Source organism: Pseudomonas sp. B21-035 (assembly GCF_024748945.1).
Classification (GTDB): Bacteria; Pseudomonadota; Gammaproteobacteria; order Pseudomonadales; family Pseudomonadaceae; genus Aquipseudomonas.
Window position 1 is genome coordinate 4,197,056 of sequence record NZ_CP087179.1, and the last position, 19,253, is coordinate 4,216,308.

Sequence of the window (19,253 nt, forward strand, 5' to 3'; positions counted from 1 at the left end):
TGTCCTGTCACTGTTCAGACAAGCCGTTTAGCCGATGCGGTCTAAGCTTCGATGGATGGCGAAATGCCCCGATGTTTCACGGAGGAATTCCTATGTTGCTGTTGTGGTTAGTGGTCCTGGTGATCGGCGTGGCTTACCTGGCCCACCGTCGCATCGCCGCCTTGCCGGCGTTGGGCATCGTTGCCCTGTACCTGCTGGCGATGGGCATTTTCAGCCACGCCCCAGGCTGGCTGCTGACGATTTTCTGGCTGCTGCTGGCCGCCGTCGCCGCGCCCCTGCTGCTCCCCGACCTGCGCCGCAAAGTGCTCACCGCGCCCCTGTTTGGCTGGTTCCAGCGCACCTTGCCGCCAATGTCGCAGACCGAACGCGAAGCCATCGACGCCGGCACCGTGTGGTGGGACGGCGAGCTGTTCAGCGGCCGACCGGACTGGAACACCCTGCTCGGCTACTCCAAGGCCGAACTCACTGAAGAAGAACAAGCCTTTATCGACGGCCCCACCGAAGAACTCTGCGCCATGGTCAGCGACTGGCAAATTGGCCAGGACCTGGATTTGCCCCCCGCGGCCTGGGAGCACATCAAGAGCCACGGCTTCTTCGCCCTGATCATTCCCAAGGAGTACGGCGGCAAGGGCTTTTCGGCCTACGCCCACTCGCAGGTGGCAATGAAGCTGGCGACCCGCAGCGGCGACCTTGCTTCCACCGTGATGGTGCCCAACTCCCTCGGCCCGGCCGAACTGCTGCTGCACTACGGCACCGACGAGCAGCGCAATCACTACCTGCCGCGCCTGGCCCGCGGCGACGAAATCCCCTGCTTCGCCCTCACCGGTCCGCTGGCCGGCTCCGATGCTGGCGCCATGCCCGACACCGGGATCATCTGCAAAGGCCAGTGGCAAGGCGAGGAAGTCATCGGCCTGCGCCTGAATTGGGAAAAGCGCTACATCACCCTCGGACCGGTCGCGACCCTGCTTGGCCTTGCCTTCAAGGCCTACGACCCCGAACACCTGCTGGGCGATAAAGAAGAACTGGGCATTAGTCTCGCGCTGATTCCCACCGACACCCCCGGCGTCGAAATCGGCAAGCGTCACCTGCCCCTGGGCGCGGCGTTCATGAACGGCCCCAACAGCGGCAAGGATGTGTTCGTGCCGCTGGAGTTTCTCATCGGCGGCCAGGACATGCTCGGCAAGGGCTGGATGATGCTGATGAACTGCCTGTCGGTGGGCCGCTCGATTTCCTTGCCAGCCGTGGGCACTGGTGCAGCCAAGTACACCAGCCTGGTGACCGGCCAGTACGCGCAGATCCGTGAGCAGTTCAACGTGCCGCTGGCGGCCTTCGAAGGTATCCAGGAATCCCTCGCGCGCATTGGCGGCAACGCCTTCCTGATGGACAGTGCGCGACTGCTCACCGCCAAGGCCGTGGACCTGGGCGAAAAACCCTCGGTGCTGTCGGCGATTCTCAAGTACCACCTCACCGAGCGCGGGCGCGAATGCATCCAGCACGCCATGGACGTGCACGGCGGCAAGGGCATCATCATGGGCCCGAACAACTACCTGGGACGCAACTGGCAAGGCGCGCCGATCTTCATCACCGTCGAGGGCGCCAACATCCTCTCGCGCAACCTGATGATCTTCGGCCAGGGGGCGATTCGCTGCCATCCGTTCGTACTCAAGGAAATGGCCCTGGCCGGTCGCGAAGACCACGACCAGGCGCTCAAGGAGTTCGATCACCTGCTGATGCAGCATATTGGTTTTGCCGTCGGTAACGCCGCCAGTACCCTGGTGCTCGGCCTGGGCCTGGGCCATTTCGAGAAAGTCCCGGGCGACGCGTTAAGCCAAGGTTACTTCCGCGCCCTCAATCGCCAGGCGGCGGCGTTCGCCTTGCTCGCCGACCTGTGCATGATGCTCCTGGGCGGCGAGCTCAAGCGTCGCGAGCGTTTGTCGGCGCGCCTGGGCGATGTGCTCAGTCATTTGTACCTCAGCTCGGCGGCGCTCAAGCGTTACCACGACCTGAATTCGCCCGAGTACCTGCAACCGCTGCTGCGTTGGGCCCTGGAGGAGAGCCTTGGCCAAGCCGAAAAAGCCCTGGACCGCTTGCTCGACAACTTCCCCAACCGCTTGCTCGGTTGCGCCCTGCGCCTGGTGGTGTTCCCCTTCGGCCGCCGGCATACCGGGCCAAGCGACGAACTGGACGCGGAGATTGCCGAACTGATCGGCCGCGCCAAGGGTGACCCGGCGCTGGAGGAGCTGCTTGCCGGTTGTTATCGGCCGCAAACGGACGGCGATCCGGTTGCCGCCCTGCAACAGGCCTGCGATTTACTCAGCGCCGGCGCGCCGCTGCGTAAAAAACTGCACCAGGCCGTCAAGAGTGGCCAGGTTGACCCTGCGCCAGGCGAGTCGATTATCGACGCGGCGCTGCACGCTGGCGTGCTGCAAGCCAGTGAGGCGCAAAGCCTGCATACCGCTGAGTCGGCCCGCCGGCGGGTGATCGATGTCGATGCCTTCGACAAGGAGCAACTGCTACCGGCCGACGGCAAGATTCGCTAAGGGCCGGGACATCGGGCGCCGGGAGCCGTATACTCCCGCGCCCGTTTTTGCTCAAGAGGACTGCCTGCATGGCTACCGATCGCCTGGAATACCATCTCGCCCTGCTCACCCACCTGCGCACCATCCTGGTTGCCCTGGGCGAAGCCGAGCAGGTGCCGGAAGAAAGCCACGCGTTGTTTCTGGAGCGCTTCGACGATCTGATGCTGCAACTGCCCGTCGACCCGGAAAGCACCTATCTTGGCCAGGACCTGATGTGCCAGGTCATCCAGCGTTATCCACAGGTCGCGCACCTGGTACCGCGCGACCTGCTGTGGTTCTTTGGCGGCGACTGCCTGCACTTCATGCCGGAGAACGAACTGGACATGTACCAGGAACTGGAAGAGCGCCGCTTCGAGGCCGAGCAGAATGATGAACCCTTCGACTGGAACCAGGAAAAACAGCTGCTGAGCATGTCGGACGACGACAGCAAGCATTAAGCGATGAAGCTGCGCAGGGCTGACAACAGCCCTGCCGCACGCAGACAGCGGATAAAATCGAGACGAAAAAAAACGCCGTTCAAACGAACGGCGTTTCTTTATTTGGAGCGGGAAACGAGACTCGAACTCGCGACCCCGACCTTGGCAAGGTCGTGCTCTACCAACTGAGCTATTCCCGCAAATTTGTAGCGACCGGCCGGACCGGCAAGAACAAGCACTGACGCCCTTGTTCCATCACTACAGCGTTATCAAACGCTGGAGCACCATATTTGGAGCGGGAAACGAGACTCGAACTCGCGACCCCGACCTTGGCAAGGTCGTGCTCTACCAACTGAGCTATTCCCGCAAAAATGGCGTCCCCTAGGGGACTCGAACCCCTGTTACCGCCGTGAAAGGGCGGTGTCCTAGGCCACTAGACGAAGGGGACGACGCCCGAAACATGCAATGCATGCTTCAGTTACCAACTCAAACCATAAAGATCTGACGCTGGGTTTTTACAAGCCCTGCCGTTAAGCAAAGCCTTTGTAAACTGGAGCGGGAAACGAGACTCGAACTCGCGACCCCGACCTTGGCAAGGTCGTGCTCTACCAACTGAGCTATTCCCGCATTGGCGTCCCCTAGGGGACTCGAACCCCTGTTACCGCCGTGAAAGGGCGGTGTCCTAGGCCACTAGACGAAGGGGACACGCTACAACATTCACTCCCTGCCGCGTTCCGCTGTGTGCTTTACGCTGCAAGTGGCGCGCATTCTAGGGATGCTTTGATAAGCCGTCAACCCCTCTGTATAAATTTATTTAAATCAATGACTTCCCGGCGCTTTGCAGCCTTGCGCCAGGGCAACGCGCGCCTGAGGCTTGACGATTATTTTCTGACGCCCTACCCGCCTTCGGCCCAGCAGCCACGGCGATCTACCAGCAAAAGGCCATCAATCGCCCCCGGGCAACCGCCAAACAGCTCTATCCGGCTAAAAGCTTAGCCACTACACTCAAACAGTAAATCATCCTGTATGAGGCGTTAACGGTGACACCACTTCTGATCACCCTGCTTATAGTAGCGGGGATCGCGTTATTGATCGTGATCGGCTACCTGAACAACGTGGTCGAGAACAACAAGCTCGAGCGTGCCCGGCTGAAGATCGAGCTGGCCGAACGTTTGCGCCGTTGTGGCGAAATCACCGAAACCTTTCCTGGCCAGTTGATGACCCCGGCCCTCAAGTTGCTGTTGACCCGCCTGGAACTCAACCTCAACCAGCGCCAGTTGGCCCTGGACAAGCACAGCCGCGATATTCGCGCACGGATCGCCGAACTCGAAGGGCTGATTGCCAAAGGTGAAGCACTGCCGGTGAACAACCCGCCGATGCCGATCCAGACCGAAGCCCGGGCCAAGGATGTGCGTTTTTTGCTGGAAGGCATGCACAACCAGATCACCCGCGCCGCCCAGGAAGGCTTCCTGCCGACCAACGAGGCCAAGTACTGGGTCAAGGAAATTCGCCACATCCTGGTGCTGCTGCACATCGAGTTCTTCAACAACCTCGGCCAGCAGGCGCTGCAACAGAACCAGCCCGGGCACGCGCGCCTGGCCTTCGAGCGTGGCGTGCAATACCTGCGCAAGCAGCCTGACCCGGTGATTTACCGCGAACAACTGGAATACATGGAGAAGCTGCTGGCCCGCGCCAATGCCCAGGTGTTGAGCCAGCTGGAACCGGCCGAGGACGAAACCAACGCCCTGACCGAAGGCCTGAAGACCGATACCACCGAAGACTGGAAGAAAAAGGTCATCTACGACTGAGTTCTAATTGACCCAATCGCCGGCAAGGCCGGCTCCCACAAGGTTCGCTACATACAAGACCTGTGAGAGCTGGCCTTGCCAGCGATCGAGTGCAAAGCGCTCGTCAGCAATCGGTCAGTCGCAGGAAAATCCCCGCCAAACGCTCCAGCCCCGCCTGATCCACTTCACTGAAACGTGCAAGCTTAGGGCTGTCGAGGTCCAGCACGCCAATCAACCGGCCATCCTTTACCAGCGGAATCACCAGCTCGCTGTTCGATGCACTGTCGCAGGCAATGTGCCCGGGAAACGCGTGCACATCTTCCACCCGCTGGGTTTCCCGGCTGGCCGCAGCCGCGCCGCATACACCACGCCCGAACGGGATGCGCACGCAGGCCACCTGCCCCTGGAATGGCCCCAACAGCAGTTGCTCGTTGCGGTTGAGGTAGAAGCCGGCCCAGTTCAGGTCTTCGACCTGACTGTAGAGAAACGCCGAAAACTGCGCGGCGTTGGCGATGAAGTCACGCTCATCGGCCAGCAGGGCTTCCAGTTGTGCCGCCAGCAGACCGTAGCCTTCGAGGCCGGCGCCGGTAGCGTTGAGGTCGATCATGATTTTTGCTCCAACAGTTTCAGTCCCACCCAATAACGGGCGAACTGGTAGGCACAACGGCCGTTACGGTTGCCGCGACCGGTTGCCCAGCGCACGGCGAGAATGTCCAGTTCCTCGTCGCGGCGCCAGGCCAGGCCAGCGCTCTGCGCCAGCTGGGTGATCCAGTGCTCGACCACGTTGAGGAAATGCTCCTGGGTGAAGGGGTAGAACGACAGCCACAGGCCGAAGCGGTCAGACAGGGCAATTTTGTCCTCCACCGCTTCGTTGGGATGCAGCTCGCCGTCAACCATCTTCCAGTTTTCGTTGTCGCTCTGTTTTTCCGGCACCAGGTGGCGGCGGTTCGAGGTGGCATACAGCAGCACGTTATCCGGCGCCTGTTCGAGCGAGCCATCGAGTACGCTCTTGAGCACCCGGTAGTCGCCCTCCCCGGCTTCGAACGAGAGGTCATCGCAAAACAACACGAAGCGTTGCGGCAGTTTCTGCAGTTGCTCGACCACCCGCGGCAGGTCGGCCAGGTGATCGCGCTCGATTTCGATCAGGCGCAGGCCGGCTTCGGCATGCTCGGCCAGCAGTGCGCGCACCAGCGACGACTTGCCGGTACCGCGCGAGCCCCACAGCAATGCGTGGTTGGCCGGCATGCCATCGAGAAACTGGCGGGTGTTGCGCCCCAGTTGCTCGCGCTGCTGATCGACGCCGATCAGGTCGGACAGGCGCATGTCGAGGCTGACCTGCAGCGGCAGCAGGTAGCCGCTACGGCCATCGCGCTGCCAGCGCGCAGCCAGGCATTGCGACCAGTCGATGCTCGGGCGTGGCGCCGGCAACAGGGGCTCAAGGCGCGCAAGTACGGTTTCGGCGCGCTCCAGAAAAGCATTCAAACGTGAGTCCACAAGAATTCCTCAAGACAGATGCAAGGACAAAAGCACAGCTGAATGTGTGACAGGGCGTGCCAGCAGCCGGGACTGATCGGCTATGCTTGCGCAGCGCACGGAACGTGAAACTGGCTCGGGACTCATGGATATCAAGTTCACCAATCGCCTGTCCTACAAGCAAGCCCGGCTGACGGTCCTGGTCGGCTTCATCCTGGGTACATTGCTCAGTCTCATCCAGATCGGTATCGATTATGCCAGTGAAGACGCCTCCATCAACCGCGAGATGCAGGCGCTGCTGCAAATCAGCCATAACCCGGCTTCGCGCATCGCCTATAACATCGATGCCGAACTGGCCCAGGAACTGACCCGCGGCCTGCTGCAATCGCCGGCGATCACCCGCGCCTGGCTGATCGACAACAACGACACCGTCCTCGCCGATGTTCAGCGCCCACGCCAGGAAAGCAGCTACCGGCTGATCAGCGATTTCCTCTTCGGCGAATCGCGCCAGTTTCGCGACCAGCTGTTTCTCAGCCATATGCCCGACGAATACCTCGGCACCCTGTACCTGGACGTCGATACCTTTGCCTTTGGCAGCCGCTTTCTCAAGCGCGCCGAAGTCACCCTGCTCAATGGCTTTGTGCGCAGCCTGGTCCTGACCGGGATTCTTCTCGGCCTGTTCTACATCATGCTGACCCAGCCGCTGGTGCGGGTGATCAGCGCCCTGAGCAACAGTGATTCGCGCAACCCGGCGCAGTCCAAACTGTCGTTTCCACCCGGCCACGAGCAGGACGAAATCGGCGTGCTGGTCAAGGTCGCCAACCAGCAGTTCGTCAGCATGGCCACCGAGATCCAGCAGCGGCGCAACGCCGAAAACCGCCTGACCGACTACCTCAACGAGCTGGAGAACATCGTCTCGGCGCGCACCAACGAGCTCAAGGCCAGCAACACTCGCCTCAGCCAGTCCAACGAAGAACTCGAAGACGCCCGGCGCCGCGCCCTGGACATGGCCCAGGCACGCGCGGCCTTTCTGGCCAACATGAGCCACGAGATTCGCACCCCGCTCAATGGCCTGCTGGGGATGATCGCGCTGTCACTGGACAGCCCGCTCAATGCCGAGCAGCGCCAGCAGCTGTCGATTGCCCACGACTCGGGCAAGGTTCTGGTCGAGCTGCTCAACGATATTCTCGACCTGTCCAAGTTCGATGCCGGGCAACTGGAGCTTGAACGCATTCCCTTCGACCTCGGCGCGCTGGTCGAAGACACCGCCAACCTGCTGTCGCAGAACGCCGCGCCCAGTGTCGAGCTGACCTGCCTGATCGACCCGCAGTTTCCCTCGATGGTGCTCGGCGACCCGACACGGGTACGGCAGATTGTCAGCAACCTGCTGTCCAACGCCTTGAAGTTCACTCGCTTTGGTCGTGTCGATGTGCGCCTTTGCAGCTACGCCGGCGGCGTTCGCCTGGATGTCTGCGACACCGGCATCGGCATCCCCAGCGAAGCCCAGGTACGGATCTTTCAGCCCTTCACCCAGGCCGGCGCCGGTATCACCCGCCAATACGGCGGTACCGGCCTGGGCCTGGCGCTGACCAATAACCTCTGCGAAGCCATGCAAGGGCGCCTGAGCATCAGTTCTGAAGCCGGCTTCGGCAGCCAGTTCAGCGCCGAGCTGCCATTGCCCAGCCATACCGCGGCGGTGCCCGCGCAACCTTTGCATGGCAGCGTTGCGGCCATCAGCAATGCCAGCAGCGGCCTGGCCGAACTGCTGCAGACACTGCTGCCCGGCTGGGGCCTGGACTACCAGCGCTACGACACGCCAGAGCAACTCAAGGACGCGACCCCGGACCTGCTGATCACCGACGACCTGGATTGCCTGTTCAGTTTGCGTCCGCAGATCAGTGCGCCAATCCTGCTGGTTACCGCCTATGGCAATTTCCTGCCCGGCGAACAGGCCGCGCACCTGGCGCCCTTGCAGCAGCAGGCCCGACCGCTGGCCCGCAACGCCCTGTATCAGACACTGCGGCGCACCCTGCACGGCGCCGACCACATCAACCAGTCACCGCTTGGCGGCGCCTCGCACAGCGAACGCCGTGCACGCATCCTGCTGGTCGAGGACAACCCGGTGAACCAGTTGGTGGCCAAGGGTATGCTGGCCAAGCTCGGCTGTGAGGTCAGCGTCGCCGCCCATGGCGCCGACGCCCTCGAACAGCTGGAGCAGTCACCCTTCGACCTGGTGCTGATGGACTGCAACATGCCGGTGATGGACGGCTATGAAGCCAGTCGGCGGATCCGCCAGAGCGGGCGCTGGCCAGACCTGCCGATCGTCGCCCTGACCGCCAACGCCATGCCCGAAGAGCGCGAGCGCTGCCGGGCTGCGGGGATGAGCGACTACCTGGCCAAGCCGTTTCGCCGCGAGGAATTGCTGGCGCTGATCGATCACTGGGTGCCGTTGACGGCTACCTGAGCAGTTTCTCGATCGAACCGGCCAAGGCGTCCGGCTTGGTGCTCGGAGCATAGCGGGTGACCTTGCCGGTGGCCGGGTCGAGCAGGAACTTGGTGAAGTTCCACTTGATGCCTTCGGAGCCGAACAGCCCCGGGGCTCGCTTTTTCAGCTCGATAAACAGCGGATGGGCTCCGGCGCCGTTGACTTCAATTTTGCGAAACAACGGGAAGCTGACCCCAAACTTGAGCTCGCAGAACTGCGCAATCTCGCTCGCATCGCCCGGCTCCTGCTTGCCGAACTGGTTGCAGGGAAAGCCCAGCACCACCAGCCCCTGCTCGCGGTAACGTTGCCAGAGCTGCTCCAGGCCCTTGTATTGCGGGGTAAATCCGCACTGGCTGGCGGTGTTGACCACCAGTACTGCCTTGGCCGGGTAATCGGCCAGGGCTTTTTGCTCGCCGGTCAGGGTAATGCAGGGAATCTTCAGCATTGCGTCGGCCATGACCTTGCTCCTTTGTCAGCGTGGCACCAGGTCCAGGCAGACCGAGTTGATGCAGTAGCGTAGCCCGGTCGGCGGCGGACCGTCGGGAAATACGTGGCCCAGGTGGGCGTCGCACTTGGCGCAGGTGACTTCGGTACGAATCATGCCGTGGGAGGTATCGCGAATTTCGATCATCGCGCTGTCGGCAATCGGCTCATAGAAGCTAGGCCAGCCGCACCCGGAATCAAATTTGCTGCTCGAATCGAACAGCGGCTCGTTGCAGCAGATGCAATGGTAGACGCCGTCGGTCTTGGTGCCGTTGTATTTGCCGCTGAACGGCCGCTCGGTGCCCTTCAGGCGGCACACGTTGTACTGCTCGGGGTCGAGCATGGCGCGCCATTCTTCAAGGGTTTTCGCGAGTTTTTCCATCATCAGGCCTCATCTGTCCAAAAACCCCGCGCCATGGCTTTTCCACAGGGCGGGCGGCACGTATATTATTGCGCCTCATCAGACATCAGTCTGGCACCCGCGTCATACGCATTTCAAACGTTTTCACAGCGCAATGCGCGGCGATCTTTTCTAATCGGGATCACATCATGCAGGTCAGCAAATCGAACAAGCTCGCCAATGTCTGCTATGACATTCGCGGCCCGGTGCTCAAGCACGCCAAACGCCTGGAAGAGGAAGGCCATCGCATCCTCAAGCTGAACATCGGCAACCCGGCGCCCTTTGGTTTCGAGGCGCCGGACGAGATCCTCCAGGATGTGATCCGCAACCTGCCGACCGCCCAGGGTTACAGCGACTCCAAGGGCCTGTTCAGCGCGCGCAAGGCGGTGATGCAGTACTACCAGCAAAAACAGGTCGAAGGTGTCGGTATCGAAGACATCTACCTGGGCAACGGCGTCTCCGAGCTGATCGTGATGTCGATGCAGGCGCTGCTCAACAATGGCGACGAAGTGCTGATCCCGGCCCCGGACTACCCGCTGTGGACCGCCGCGGTGAGCCTGGCCGGCGGCAACCCGGTGCACTACCTGTGCGACGAGCAGGCCGACTGGTTCCCGGACCTGGACGACATCAAGGCCAAGATCACCTCCAACACCAAGGCCCTGGTGATCATCAACCCGAACAACCCGACCGGCGCGGTGTACTCGCGCGAACTGCTGCTGGGCATGCTCGAGCTGGCCCGCCAGCACAACCTGGTGGTGTTCTCCGACGAGATCTACGACAAGATCCTCTATGACGAAGCCGTGCACATCAGCACCGCCTCGCTGGCCCCGGACCTGCTCTGCCTGACCTTCAACGGCCTGTCCAAGTCCTACCGGGTGGCGGGCTTCCGCTCCGGCTGGCTGGCCATCTCCGGGCCCAAGCATCACGCCATGAGCTACATCGAAGGCATCGACATGCTGGCCAACATGCGCCTGTGTGCCAACGTGCCGAGCCAGCACGCGATCCAGACCGCCTTGGGCGGCTACCAGAGCATCAACGACCTGGTACTGCCACAAGGCCGCCTGCTTGAGCAGCGCAACCGCACCTGGGAGCTGCTCAACAGCATCCCCGGGGTCAGCTGCGTCAAGCCGATGGGCGCGCTGTATGCGTTCCCGCGCATCGACCCGAAAGTCTGCCCGATCCACAACGACGAGAAGTTCGTCCTCGACCTGCTGCTGTCGGAAAAGCTGCTGATCGTCCAGGGCACTGCCTTCAACTGGCCGTGGCCGGATCACTTCCGCGTCGTGACCCTGCCACGGGTCGACGACCTCGAGCAGGCCATTGGCCGCATCGGAAACTTCCTGAAGACATATCAGCAGTAACCTACTGCGCATATCGAAACGTCTGCGCCGCCCTCGGCGCAGACCTTTCAGACCCAGCATTCAGCCCTTACATCACCCGCCGCTCTGGCGTGCGGGTTGCTGGAATTCGTCTGTAATAAAGGCAAGTACACAGTTTGAAATAGTCGCCCGGTTGAATCACTGCAGCGCGCACCTTATATACCCCGCATACGTGACACTTTTATCCGTCAGGAGAACGTAACAACCATGATGCGCATCTTACTGTTTGTGGCCACCAACCTCGCGGTTGTGCTGATTGCCAGCATTACCCTGAGCCTGTTTGGCTTCAACGGGTTCATGGCGGCCAACGGGGTTGACCTCAAACTCGACCAGCTGCTGATTTTCTGCGCGGTGTTCGGTTTTGCCGGCTCGCTGATCTCGCTGTTCATCTCCAAGTGGATGGCGAAGATGAGCACCGGCACCCAGATCATCAGCCAACCGCGCACCCGCCACGAACAATGGCTGCTGCAGACCGTCGAGGAACTGTCCCGCGAAGCCGGCATCAAGATGCCCGAAGTGGGTATCTTTCCGGCCTACGAGGCCAACGCCTTCGCCACCGGCTGGAACCGCAACGACGCCCTGGTAGCGGTCAGCCAGGGCCTGCTCGAGCGCTTCTCGCCCGATGAAGTGCGCGCCGTACTGGCTCACGAGATCGGCCACGTGGCCAACGGCGACATGGTCACCCTTGCCCTGGTGCAAGGCGTGGTCAACACCTTCGTGATGTTCTTTGCCCGCATCATCGGCAACTTCGTCGACAAGGTGATCTTCAAGAACGAAGAAGGCCAGGGTATCGCCTACTACATCGCGACCATCGTCGCCGAACTGGTACTGGGCATCCTGGCCAGCATCATCGTCATGTGGTTCTCGCGCAAACGCGAGTTCCGCGCCGACGAAGCCGGCGCCCGCCTGGCCGGCACCAACGCGATGATCGGCGCCCTGCAGCGCCTGCGCTCGGAACAAGGTGTGCCGGTGCACATGCCCGACACCCTCAACGCCTTCGGCATCAACGGCGGCCTCAAGCAGGGCCTGGCCGGCCTGCTGATGAGCCACCCGCCGCTGGAAGAGCGCATCGAAGCCCTGCGCCGTCGCGGCTGATCGGTAGCAGCAATAAAAAAGGGCGACTTCGGTCGCCCTTTTGCATTTCAGCGCTGCAGGCGGTACACCCGCTCAAATAGCATCGGCACCCCGGCCTGAACGAACTTCGGGCTCTCGGCGAGAATATCCCGCGCCTCAAGCTCATGCGGCTGCCAGTCAGCGAACAGTTGCCGCACCTGGGCATCAACCACCGCAAAGGGCGGGCCCGGCAGCAGGGCCTGGTCGTAATCCATGGTGATCAACAGCCCCCGACACCCGGACCCCAGATAGCCACTGAGCAGCGCGGCATAGCGCTGGCGCAACGCAGGCGGCAAGGCAATCACTGCGGCCCGGTCATACAGCGCGGTGCAGTCGGCGATATCCTCGGCGCTCAGGGCGAAGAAATCACCACACCACAGCTGCAGGTTGCCACTGCGATAGGTCTTGAACGCGCCCCGCTGGCCGACTTCGGGCGTCAACCGCTGTTCGTTGAAGAAATCCTCCACCGCCCGCTGGGACAGCTCGATGCCGAGCACCTGATGGCCCTGCCCGGCCAGCCAGGCCAGGTCGAGGCTTTTGCCACACAACGGCACCAGCACCTTGCTGCCGGGCGCCAGGCCCAGGCTGGGCCAGTACTGTTGCAGGTCGCCGTTGACCTGGCGCTGGTGAAAGCCGATCTGGTTGTCTGCCCAACGCTTGTGCCAGAACTCTGCCTGCATGGCATACCTCGAATTATTCGATCAGATTATGCGAAAACTTATATTGGAATCAGATCAATGATCTGCCGGAAGATGGACCCATCTTAACCGCCAGGACCCTCTCCATGCTGCCCAGCCTGTTTATTTCTCACGGCTCGCCCATGCTCGCCCTCGAGCCCGGTGCCAGCGGCCCGGCCCTGACGCGCCTGGCCGCAGAGCTACCGCGGCCCAAAGCCATCGTGGTGGTCTCGGCGCACTGGGAGAGCCGCGAGCTGTGGGTCAGCAGCCACCCGCAACCAGAAACCTGGCATGACTTCGGTGGCTTTCCTGCCGCCCTGTATGCCGTTCAGTACCCCGCTCCTGGCGAGCCGGCACTGGCCGAGCGCTTGATCGGCCTGTTGGGCGATGCCGGGCTAGCCGCGCGCCTCGACCCCAAGCGCCCGTTTGATCATGGCGTGTGGGTGCCGCTGTCGTTGATGTACCCGGCAGCCGACATCCCCGTAGTACAGGTGTCTCTACCAAGTCAGATGGGCCCGCAGCTGCAGGAGCAGGTGGGCAAGGCGCTGGCGCAATTGCGCGAGGTCAACATCCTGCTGATTGGCTCGGGGAGCATTACCCACAACCTGCGCGAGCTCGACTGGCAGGCTGGACCGGAAAGCGTCGAGCCCTGGGCCCTGGCGTTTCGCGACTGGATAATCGACAAGCTGGCAGCCGATGACACCCCCGCCTTGCACGACTACCGCCAGCAGGCGCCGTTTGCCGTGCGCAATCATCCCAGTGATGAGCACCTGTTGCCGCTGTATTTCGCCCGGGGTGCGGGCGGGCGATTCGGGATTGCCCATCAGGGGTTTACGCTGGGGGCGCTGGGGATGGATATTTACCGGTTCGATTGATCCTGTCGCTGGATTGCGACCGATCGCGGGTCAAGCCAACACATCACCTCGTACAGGCAAAAAAAATCCCCGAACCAGTCGGGGATTTTTTTATCGCTCGCGGATCAGTCTTCGCGGTAGCGGCGCAGCTTCAGCTGCTTGCCGGCAACACGAGTGTCCTTGAGCTTGGTCAGCAGACGCTCCAGACCTTCCTCCGGCAGCTCGACCAGGCTGAAGCTGTCGCGCACCTGGATGCGGCCGATCGCTTCGCGGGCCAGGCCGCCTTCGTTGAGGATCGCGCCCAGCAGGTTCTTGGCAGCGATACCGTCACGCGCGCCCAGCGCGGTACGGCAACGCGCACGACCTTCGCCCAGCGGCATGGGTGCACGACGCTCACGCTCGCCACGCTCTGGACGATCGCCAGTGCGCTCACGCGGAGTGTAGGTCGGAACCAGCGGCTGCTCTTTCTCGACCGCTTCCAGGGTCAGGGCCTGACCGTTGGTAGCCTTGCGCAGCAGGGCAGCGGCCAGGGCACGCGGGCTGCAACCGATGTCGGCGGTCAGGCGGTCAAGCAGATCACCGTGGGTCGACTCAGCGTCAGCAACCAGCGGCGCCAGGCTGTTGGTCAGCTTCTTGATGCGGGCATCGAGAACGGCCTGGGCGTTCGGCAGGCGAACTTCAGCAACCTTCTGACCGGTAACACGCTCGATCACCTGCAGCATGCGACGCTCGCGCGGGGTAACCAGCAGCAGCGCACGGCCTTCGCGACCGGCACGGCCGGTACGGCCGATACGGTGAACGTAGGACTCCGGGTCGTACGGCATGTCGACGTTGAACACGTGAGTGATGCGCGGTACGTCCAGACCACGGGCAGCGACGTCGGTAGCGACGACGATGTCCAGGCGGCCATCTTTGAGCGAGTCGATGACGCGCTCACGCTGGTTCTGGGCAATGTCACCGTTCAGCGCAGCGGCTTTGTAGCCTTTGGCTTCGAGGGCGCTGGCCAGGTCCAGGGTGGCTTGCTTGGTACGCACGAAGGCGATCAGCGCGTCGAACTCTTCCACTTCCAGCAAACGCAGGACAGCAGAAACCTTCTGGTCGGCGTGGACCATCAGGTGGGCTTGTTCGATAGCGGTAACGGTCTGGGTCTTGCTCTGGATCTTGACGTGCTTCGGCTCGCGCAGGTGGCGCTCGGCGATGGCACGGATGGATGCAGGCAGGGTGGCCGAGAACAGTACGGTCTGACGGCTTTCCGGCATGGCCTTGAAGATCACTTCGAGGTCATCCATGAAGCCCAGCTTGAGCATTTCGTCGGCTTCGTCGAGCACCAGGTGGTTGACGGTTGCCAGGACTTTCTCGTCGCGACGCAGGTGGTCGCAGAGACGGCCCGGGGTAGCAACGACGATTTGCGCGCCGTTACGGATAGCTTTCAGTTGTGGGCCCATCGGGGCACCACCGTATACGGCCACCACGGTTACGCCCGGCATTTGCTTGGCGTAGGTTTCAAAAGCGGTGGCTACTTGCAGCGCCAACTCACGGGTTGGCGCCAGGATCAGGGCTTGCGGCTCGCGCTTGCTCGGGTCGATGCGGTGCAGGATTGGCAGAGCGAAGGCAGCGGTTTTACCGGTGCCGGTCTGCGCCTGACCGATCATGTCGTGACCAGCGAGAATAATCGGGATCGATTGCTGCTGAATGGCGGACGGCTCTTCGTAGCCGGTAGCCAGCACTGCAGCAACAATGCTCGGATGAAGTTCGAGAGCGGCGAAGCCGCCGGTTTCCTGGGTCATGGGTCTGCCTCTAAGTGCATCCGCAAAGACCCATGCTCCAAAGCTGCACATGCCTTGTAAGACCCGAAGGTCACCCTGGCAGCTTTGTCGGCGGGGATTTGCGAAAACGATTGAAGAAAAAAAGGAACGTCAAGGAGAGTCCGCAGTGCGGACGCGCAGCCGAAGCTGGCTTCGGGGAATTGCACACCTTAAACGAGGTCCGGTGAAAGACCGGCGCGTACTATACCTGAATTCGCCATTCACGGGAGATTTTTTTCATGAAACACGCCAGCGCCAGGCCACGTAACGGCGGGCCCGGAAAGTGGACGACACTGGCGGCTGAATCGATTTTCCGCCAGTGACACAGTGACGCGCCTCAGGACGCCGGGCGAATCGCACCGATCAGCGGTTGCAACGAGTAGCCCAGTTGCGGCGCCAGCGCCTCGGCCCGCGCGGTCAGGCCCGGCAGATCGAGCTGCTGGTCGAGGTCAGCCGGGACCATGAGGATCACATTGCCCTCCTTGACCGGCAATTCCCAGTAATGCCGATGATAAAGGCCGCGCAGCAGCGCCGCACCCAACGGCTTGCCGTCGTCGCTGGCCCACTGGTTGATCACCAGCCAGCCACCAGGGTTCAGGCGTTTCTGGCAGTTCTCCAGAAAACTCCAGGCCAGGTGCGCGACCCCCGGGCCGTGGTCGGTGTAGAGGTCGACGAATATCAGGTCGGCGGATTCGGCCGTCTCCAGCAGTTCCATGGCATCGCCGATACGAATGTACAGGCGCGGGTCGTCATCCAGGCCCATGTACTCGATGGCCAGGCGCGGCACATCCGGGCGCAACTCGATGGCTTCGACGTCTTCCAGCGGCAGGAACTTCAGGCAGGCCTGGGTCAGGGTGCCGGCACCGAGCCCCAGGAACAACGCGCTCTCGGGCTCGGCGTGAGCCAGCGCGCCGATCAGCATGGCACGGGTGTAGTCGTACTCCAGCCAGCTCGGGTCGGCGGTGAACACGCAACTCTGCTCGATCGCCTCGCCAAATTCGAGAAAGCGATAGTCGTCGACTTCCAGCACGCTGATGGTGCCGTACTGGTCCTGCACCTGGGCCAGCAGTCGCTCTACCCGTTCCACTGTCATGCTGTCTCCCGGCAGACGCCGCCGTATCGCGCAAAAAACCGCCATTGTCTGTCAATAGCGCCAGTGCAACAAGGCATGCGCCACCTGTTAACATGGCAGACAGCCCCTTTCCGAACAGATCGAGCCCGCAATGAACCACCCCTGGAGTCCTGACAGCTGGCGCGCCCTGCCGATCCAGCAGCAACCAAGCTACCCCGATGCTGCCCATCTGCTCAAGGTCGAGCAGACCCTGGCCAGCTATCCGCCGCTGGTGTTCGCCGGTGAAGCGCGGGAGCTGCGCCGCCAGTTTGCCGAAGTCACCCAGGGCCGGGCCTTCCTGCTCCAGGGCGGTGATTGCGCCGAAAGCTTCGCCGAGTTTTCCGCAGCCAAGATTCGCGACACTTTCAAGGTCCTGTTGCAAATGGCCATTGTCATGACCTTCGCCGCCGGCTGCCCGGTGGTCAAGATCGGGCGCATGGCCGGGCAATTCGCCAAGCCGCGCTCGGCGGGCGACGAGACCATTGGCGGCGTCACCCTGCCGGCCTACCGTGGCGACATCGTCAACGGCATCGGTTTCGACGAAGAAAGCCGGATCCCCGATCCGGAGCGCCTGCTGCAGGCCTACCACCAGTCCACCGCCAGCCTCAACCTGCTGCGCGCCTTTGCCCAGGGCGGCTTTGCCGACCTGCATCAGGTGCACAAGTGGAACCTGGACTTCATCGCCAACTCAGCGCTGGCAGAAAAATACAGCCAGCTGGCCGACCGCATCGACGAAACCCTGGCATTCATGCGCGCCTGCGGCCTGGACAGCTCGCCACAGCTGCGGGAAACCAGCTTCTTCACCGCTCACGAAGCGCTGCTGCTGAACTACGAAGAGGCCTTTGTACGCCGCGACAGCCTGACCAACGACTACTATGACTGCTCGGCGCACATGCTCTGGATCGGCGATCGCACCCGTCAGCTCGATGGCGCCCACGTCGAGTTCCTACGCGGGGTGAACAACCCGATCGGGGTCAAGGTCGGGCCAAGCATGAACACCGAAGAGCTGATCCGCCTGATCGACGTGCTCAACCCCAGCAACGACCCCGGCCGCCTCAACCTGATCGTGCGCATGGGCGCCGACAAGGTCGGCGAACACCTGCCGGCGCTGATTCGCAGCGTCGAGCGCGAAGGCCGCCAGGTGCTGTGGAGTTCCGACCCGATGCACGGCAACACCATCAAGGCCAGCAGCGGCTACAAGACCCGCGATTTCGCCCAGATCCTCAGCGAGGTCAAGCAGTTCTTCCAGGTGCACCAGGCCGAAGGCAGCCATGCCGGTGGTATCCATATCGAGATGACCGGGCAGAACGTCACCGAATGCATTGGCGGCGCACGCCCCATCACCGAAGACGCCCTCTGCGACCGCTACCACACCCATTGCGACCCGCGAATGAATGCCGATCAGTCGCTGGAGCTGGCGTTCCTGATCGCCGAAACCCTCAAGCAGGTGCGTCGCTAACGTGGCCAGCGGCCAGCGCCACGCGCAAGCGTGCGGCGCTGGCGCGCGGGCAGTGCAACTGCACCTCGGCCAGGCCCAGCCAACTGGCCATGCGCTGCAGGTTGTCGGCCAGGGCCTGCATGCCCGCGTCATCCAGCCCCGGCTGCTCTTCATGCACCGAGTGGATTGCCAGGCAGTCATTGGCACGCTCGGCGCGCAGGTCGACCCGCGCGGCAATGCGTTCGTTGTGCAAAAACGGCAACACGTAATAGCCGTACACGCGCTTGGGCGCCGGCGTGTAGATCTCCAGGCGGTAACGAAAGTCAAACAGCCGCTCGGTGCGCTCACGCGCCCAGACCAGCGAGTCAAAGGGTGAAAGCAAGGCGCTGCTGCTCACTTTGCGCGGCACCTTTGGCGCCTCCAGGCAATACGCCGCTTGCGTCCAGCCCTGTACCGCACAGGCTTGCAATTGCCCCTCCTCGACCAGTTCGGCCAGGCGTGCGCGGCTGTCGCCGGGGGCCAGGCGAAAGTAGTCGCGCAGGTCCTTCTCGGTGGCCACGCCCAGCGCCTGTGCGGCATGCAATAAAAGCCCACGCTGAGCGTCGGCCTCCGGCAGTGGTGGTTGCTCAAGCAATGCAGCCGGCAGTACCCGCTCGGGCAAATCATACAAGCGCTCGAACCCGCGCCTGCCGGCGACATTGACCAACCCTGCGGCAAACAGCCATTCCAGCGCGTGCTTCTCCGCACTCCAGTCCCACCAGGGCCCGGCGCGCTCCTGGCGGGTCGACAGGCTGCCAGCGCCGAGGGCGCCGTGCTCGGTCACCGCTGCCAGCACACGGGTAATGGTCGCTTGCTGCTCGCGGCCAAAACGCGCCAGCTGTTGATAGATCCCCTGCCCCTGGCGCGCACGCTCCATGCGCCAGCGCAGCAGTGGATACAGCTGCAGCGGCAACAGCGAGGCCTCATGCCCCCAGTATTCGAAGAGTTTGCGTTGACGGTTGCGCCCCCAGGCCAGCTGATCGAGCAGCGCCTGTGGATAACTGCCGAGGCGGGAAAACAGCGGAAGGTAGTGCGAACGCACCAAGGCATTGACCGAATCGATCTGCACCACACCCAGGCGTTCGATCATCCGGCTAAGTTGCGCGGCACCGAGCGACGGGCTCGCCTGCCGATTGTTGAAGCCTTGAGCCGACAACGCCAGGCGGCGCGCCTGGGCCAGGGAAAGCGACTGTGTGGTGGGCATGCCCGGCTCC

The 19,253-nt window shown here is 62.5% G+C and carries 15 protein-coding genes, 5 tRNA genes and 1 pseudogene; 8 read left to right on the plus strand and 13 right to left on the minus strand.

Annotation, left to right across the window (positions count from 1 at the left end; genetic code table 11):
- Positions 1-92: 92 nt before the first annotated feature.
- Together LOY22_RS19050 and LOY22_RS19055 are read left to right on the plus strand one after the other, a co-directional pair.
- Positions 93-2,540 (plus strand): acyl-CoA dehydrogenase, encoded by a 2,448-nt coding sequence (locus LOY22_RS19050; protein WP_258594464.1) that lies wholly within the window; start codon positions 93-95, stop codon positions 2,538-2,540.
- A gap of 68 nt (positions 2,541-2,608) precedes the next feature.
- Complete coding sequence (locus LOY22_RS19055) at positions 2,609-3,016, plus strand: PA2817 family protein (protein WP_045195203.1); 408 nt, start codon at positions 2,609-2,611, stop codon at positions 3,014-3,016.
- Between the two features lie 103 nt (positions 3,017-3,119).
- Here LOY22_RS19055 and LOY22_RS19060 read toward each other — a convergent pair.
- From LOY22_RS19060 to LOY22_RS19080, 5 genes are all read right to left on the minus strand, one after another.
- Positions 3,120-3,195 (minus strand) — tRNA-Gly (locus LOY22_RS19060).
- A gap of 91 nt (positions 3,196-3,286) precedes the next feature.
- Positions 3,287-3,362: transfer RNA gene (locus LOY22_RS19065), tRNA-Gly, on the minus strand.
- 5 nt (positions 3,363-3,367) lie between these two features.
- Positions 3,368-3,443, minus strand: a tRNA-Glu gene (locus tag LOY22_RS19070).
- Positions 3,444-3,546: 103 nt separating this feature from the next.
- A tRNA-Gly gene (locus tag LOY22_RS19075) sits at positions 3,547-3,622 on the minus strand.
- A gap of 2 nt (positions 3,623-3,624) precedes the next feature.
- A tRNA-Glu gene (locus LOY22_RS19080) sits at positions 3,625-3,700 on the minus strand.
- Positions 3,701-4,035: 335 nt separating this feature from the next.
- On the opposite strand from LOY22_RS19080, the gene LOY22_RS19085 reads away from it, so the two are divergent.
- The gene (locus LOY22_RS19085; protein ID WP_045195204.1) at positions 4,036-4,803 is read left to right on the plus strand and encodes a hypothetical protein; all 768 of its coding nucleotides are present in this window, start codon (positions 4,036-4,038) and stop codon (positions 4,801-4,803) included.
- 103 nt (positions 4,804-4,906) lie between these two features.
- Here the strand turns inward: LOY22_RS19085 and LOY22_RS19090 are convergent, their stop codons facing one another.
- Both LOY22_RS19090 and LOY22_RS19095 read right to left on the minus strand, forming a co-directional pair.
- Positions 4,907-5,389 (minus strand): GAF domain-containing protein, encoded by a 483-nt coding sequence (locus LOY22_RS19090; protein ID WP_093380555.1) that lies wholly within the window; start codon positions 5,387-5,389, stop codon positions 4,907-4,909.
- Positions 5,386-6,276, minus strand: a complete 891-nt coding sequence (locus tag LOY22_RS19095) for an ATP-binding protein (RefSeq protein ID WP_045195206.1) — start codon at positions 6,274-6,276, stop codon at positions 5,386-5,388. The genes LOY22_RS19090 and LOY22_RS19095 overlap by 4 nt, the downstream gene beginning before the upstream one ends.
- Positions 6,277-6,358: 82 nt before the next feature.
- Here LOY22_RS19095 and LOY22_RS19100 point away from each other — a divergent pair, with 82 nt between their 5' ends.
- Positions 6,359-8,719, plus strand: coding sequence for a response regulator (locus LOY22_RS19100; RefSeq protein ID WP_093380552.1), 2,361 nt, complete (start codon positions 6,359-6,361; stop codon positions 8,717-8,719).
- Here LOY22_RS19100 and LOY22_RS19105 read toward each other — a convergent pair.
- Together LOY22_RS19105 and msrB are read right to left on the minus strand one after the other, a co-directional pair.
- Entirely contained in the window at positions 8,712-9,197 is a 486-nt protein-coding gene (locus LOY22_RS19105) for a glutathione peroxidase (RefSeq protein WP_045195209.1), read from the minus strand. The two genes, LOY22_RS19100 and LOY22_RS19105, sit on opposite strands and share 8 nt — an antisense overlap.
- Before the next feature lie 15 nt (positions 9,198-9,212).
- Positions 9,213-9,605: a peptide-methionine (R)-S-oxide reductase MsrB gene (gene msrB, locus LOY22_RS19110; protein ID WP_045195211.1), complete on the minus strand. Its 393-nt coding sequence runs from the start codon at positions 9,603-9,605 to the stop codon at positions 9,213-9,215.
- Between the two features lie 167 nt (positions 9,606-9,772).
- Between msrB and LOY22_RS19115 the strand changes: the two genes are divergently transcribed.
- Both LOY22_RS19115 and htpX read left to right on the plus strand, forming a co-directional pair.
- On the plus strand, positions 9,773-10,984 hold the full coding sequence (locus LOY22_RS19115; protein WP_123567230.1) for a pyridoxal phosphate-dependent aminotransferase: 1,212 nt from the start codon (positions 9,773-9,775) through the stop codon (positions 10,982-10,984).
- Between the two features lie 225 nt (positions 10,985-11,209).
- A complete protein-coding gene (htpX, locus tag LOY22_RS19120) occupies positions 11,210-12,097 on the plus strand; it encodes a protease HtpX (protein WP_045195215.1) in 888 nt (295 codons plus the stop codon).
- 47 nt (positions 12,098-12,144) lie between these two features.
- Here htpX and LOY22_RS19125 read toward each other — a convergent pair whose 3' ends face one another.
- Positions 12,145-12,795 carry a thiopurine S-methyltransferase gene (locus LOY22_RS19125; RefSeq protein ID WP_093380546.1) on the minus strand — a complete coding sequence of 217 codons (651 nt, stop codon included), beginning with the start codon at positions 12,793-12,795 and terminating at the stop codon, positions 12,145-12,147.
- A gap of 104 nt (positions 12,796-12,899) precedes the next feature.
- Between LOY22_RS19125 and LOY22_RS19130 the strand changes: the two genes are divergently transcribed.
- On the plus strand, positions 12,900-13,667 hold the full coding sequence (locus tag LOY22_RS19130; RefSeq protein WP_258594469.1) for a class III extradiol ring-cleavage dioxygenase: 768 nt from the start codon (positions 12,900-12,902) through the stop codon (positions 13,665-13,667).
- A 104-nt stretch (positions 13,668-13,771) separates the two neighbouring features.
- Here LOY22_RS19130 and LOY22_RS19135 read toward each other — a convergent pair.
- Both LOY22_RS19135 and LOY22_RS19140 read right to left on the minus strand, forming a co-directional pair.
- Positions 13,772-15,467, minus strand: a pseudogene (locus LOY22_RS19135) (DEAD/DEAH box helicase).
- Between the two features lie 321 nt (positions 15,468-15,788).
- Positions 15,789-16,544, minus strand: coding sequence for a spermidine synthase (locus tag LOY22_RS19140; RefSeq protein WP_045195222.1), 756 nt, complete (start codon positions 16,542-16,544; stop codon positions 15,789-15,791).
- Positions 16,545-16,674: 130 nt separating this feature from the next.
- Between LOY22_RS19140 and LOY22_RS19145 the strand changes: the two genes are divergently transcribed.
- Positions 16,675-18,021, plus strand: coding sequence for a class II 3-deoxy-7-phosphoheptulonate synthase (locus LOY22_RS19145; RefSeq protein ID WP_093380541.1), 1,347 nt, complete (start codon positions 16,675-16,677; stop codon positions 18,019-18,021).
- Here LOY22_RS19145 and LOY22_RS19150 read toward each other — a convergent pair.
- A complete protein-coding gene (locus LOY22_RS19150; RefSeq protein WP_258594472.1) occupies positions 18,002-19,243 on the minus strand; it encodes a winged helix-turn-helix domain-containing protein in 1,242 nt (413 codons plus the stop codon). The two genes, LOY22_RS19145 and LOY22_RS19150, sit on opposite strands and share 20 nt — an antisense overlap.
- Positions 19,244-19,253: the final 10 nt, after the last annotated feature.

Coding starts and splice junctions, on each gene's coding strand:
- LOY22_RS19055 (WP_045195203.1), top strand. CDS start 2,609: ATGGCTACCGATCGCCTGGAATACCATCTCGCCCTGCTCACCCACCTG.
- LOY22_RS19150 (WP_258594472.1), bottom strand. CDS start 19,243: ATGCCCACCACACAGTCGCTTTCCCTGGCCCAGGCGCGCCGCCTGGCG.
- LOY22_RS19090 (WP_093380555.1), bottom strand. CDS start 5,389: ATGATCGACCTCAACGCTACCGGCGCCGGCCTCGAAGGCTACGGTCTG.
- LOY22_RS19125 (WP_093380546.1), bottom strand. CDS start 12,795: ATGCAGGCAGAGTTCTGGCACAAGCGTTGGGCAGACAACCAGATCGGC.
- LOY22_RS19115 (WP_123567230.1), top strand. CDS start 9,773: ATGCAGGTCAGCAAATCGAACAAGCTCGCCAATGTCTGCTATGACATT.
- LOY22_RS19145 (WP_093380541.1), top strand. CDS start 16,675: ATGAACCACCCCTGGAGTCCTGACAGCTGGCGCGCCCTGCCGATCCAG.
- LOY22_RS19050 (WP_258594464.1), top strand. CDS start 93: ATGTTGCTGTTGTGGTTAGTGGTCCTGGTGATCGGCGTGGCTTACCTG.
- msrB (WP_045195211.1), bottom strand. CDS start 9,605: ATGGAAAAACTCGCGAAAACCCTTGAAGAATGGCGCGCCATGCTCGAC.
- LOY22_RS19100 (WP_093380552.1), top strand. CDS start 6,359: ATGCTTGCGCAGCGCACGGAACGTGAAACTGGCTCGGGACTCATGGAT.
- LOY22_RS19105 (WP_045195209.1), bottom strand. CDS start 9,197: ATGGCCGACGCAATGCTGAAGATTCCCTGCATTACCCTGACCGGCGAG.
- htpX (WP_045195215.1), top strand. CDS start 11,210: ATGATGCGCATCTTACTGTTTGTGGCCACCAACCTCGCGGTTGTGCTG.
- LOY22_RS19140 (WP_045195222.1), bottom strand. CDS start 16,544: ATGACAGTGGAACGGGTAGAGCGACTGCTGGCCCAGGTGCAGGACCAG.
- LOY22_RS19130 (WP_258594469.1), top strand. CDS start 12,900: ATGCTGCCCAGCCTGTTTATTTCTCACGGCTCGCCCATGCTCGCCCTC.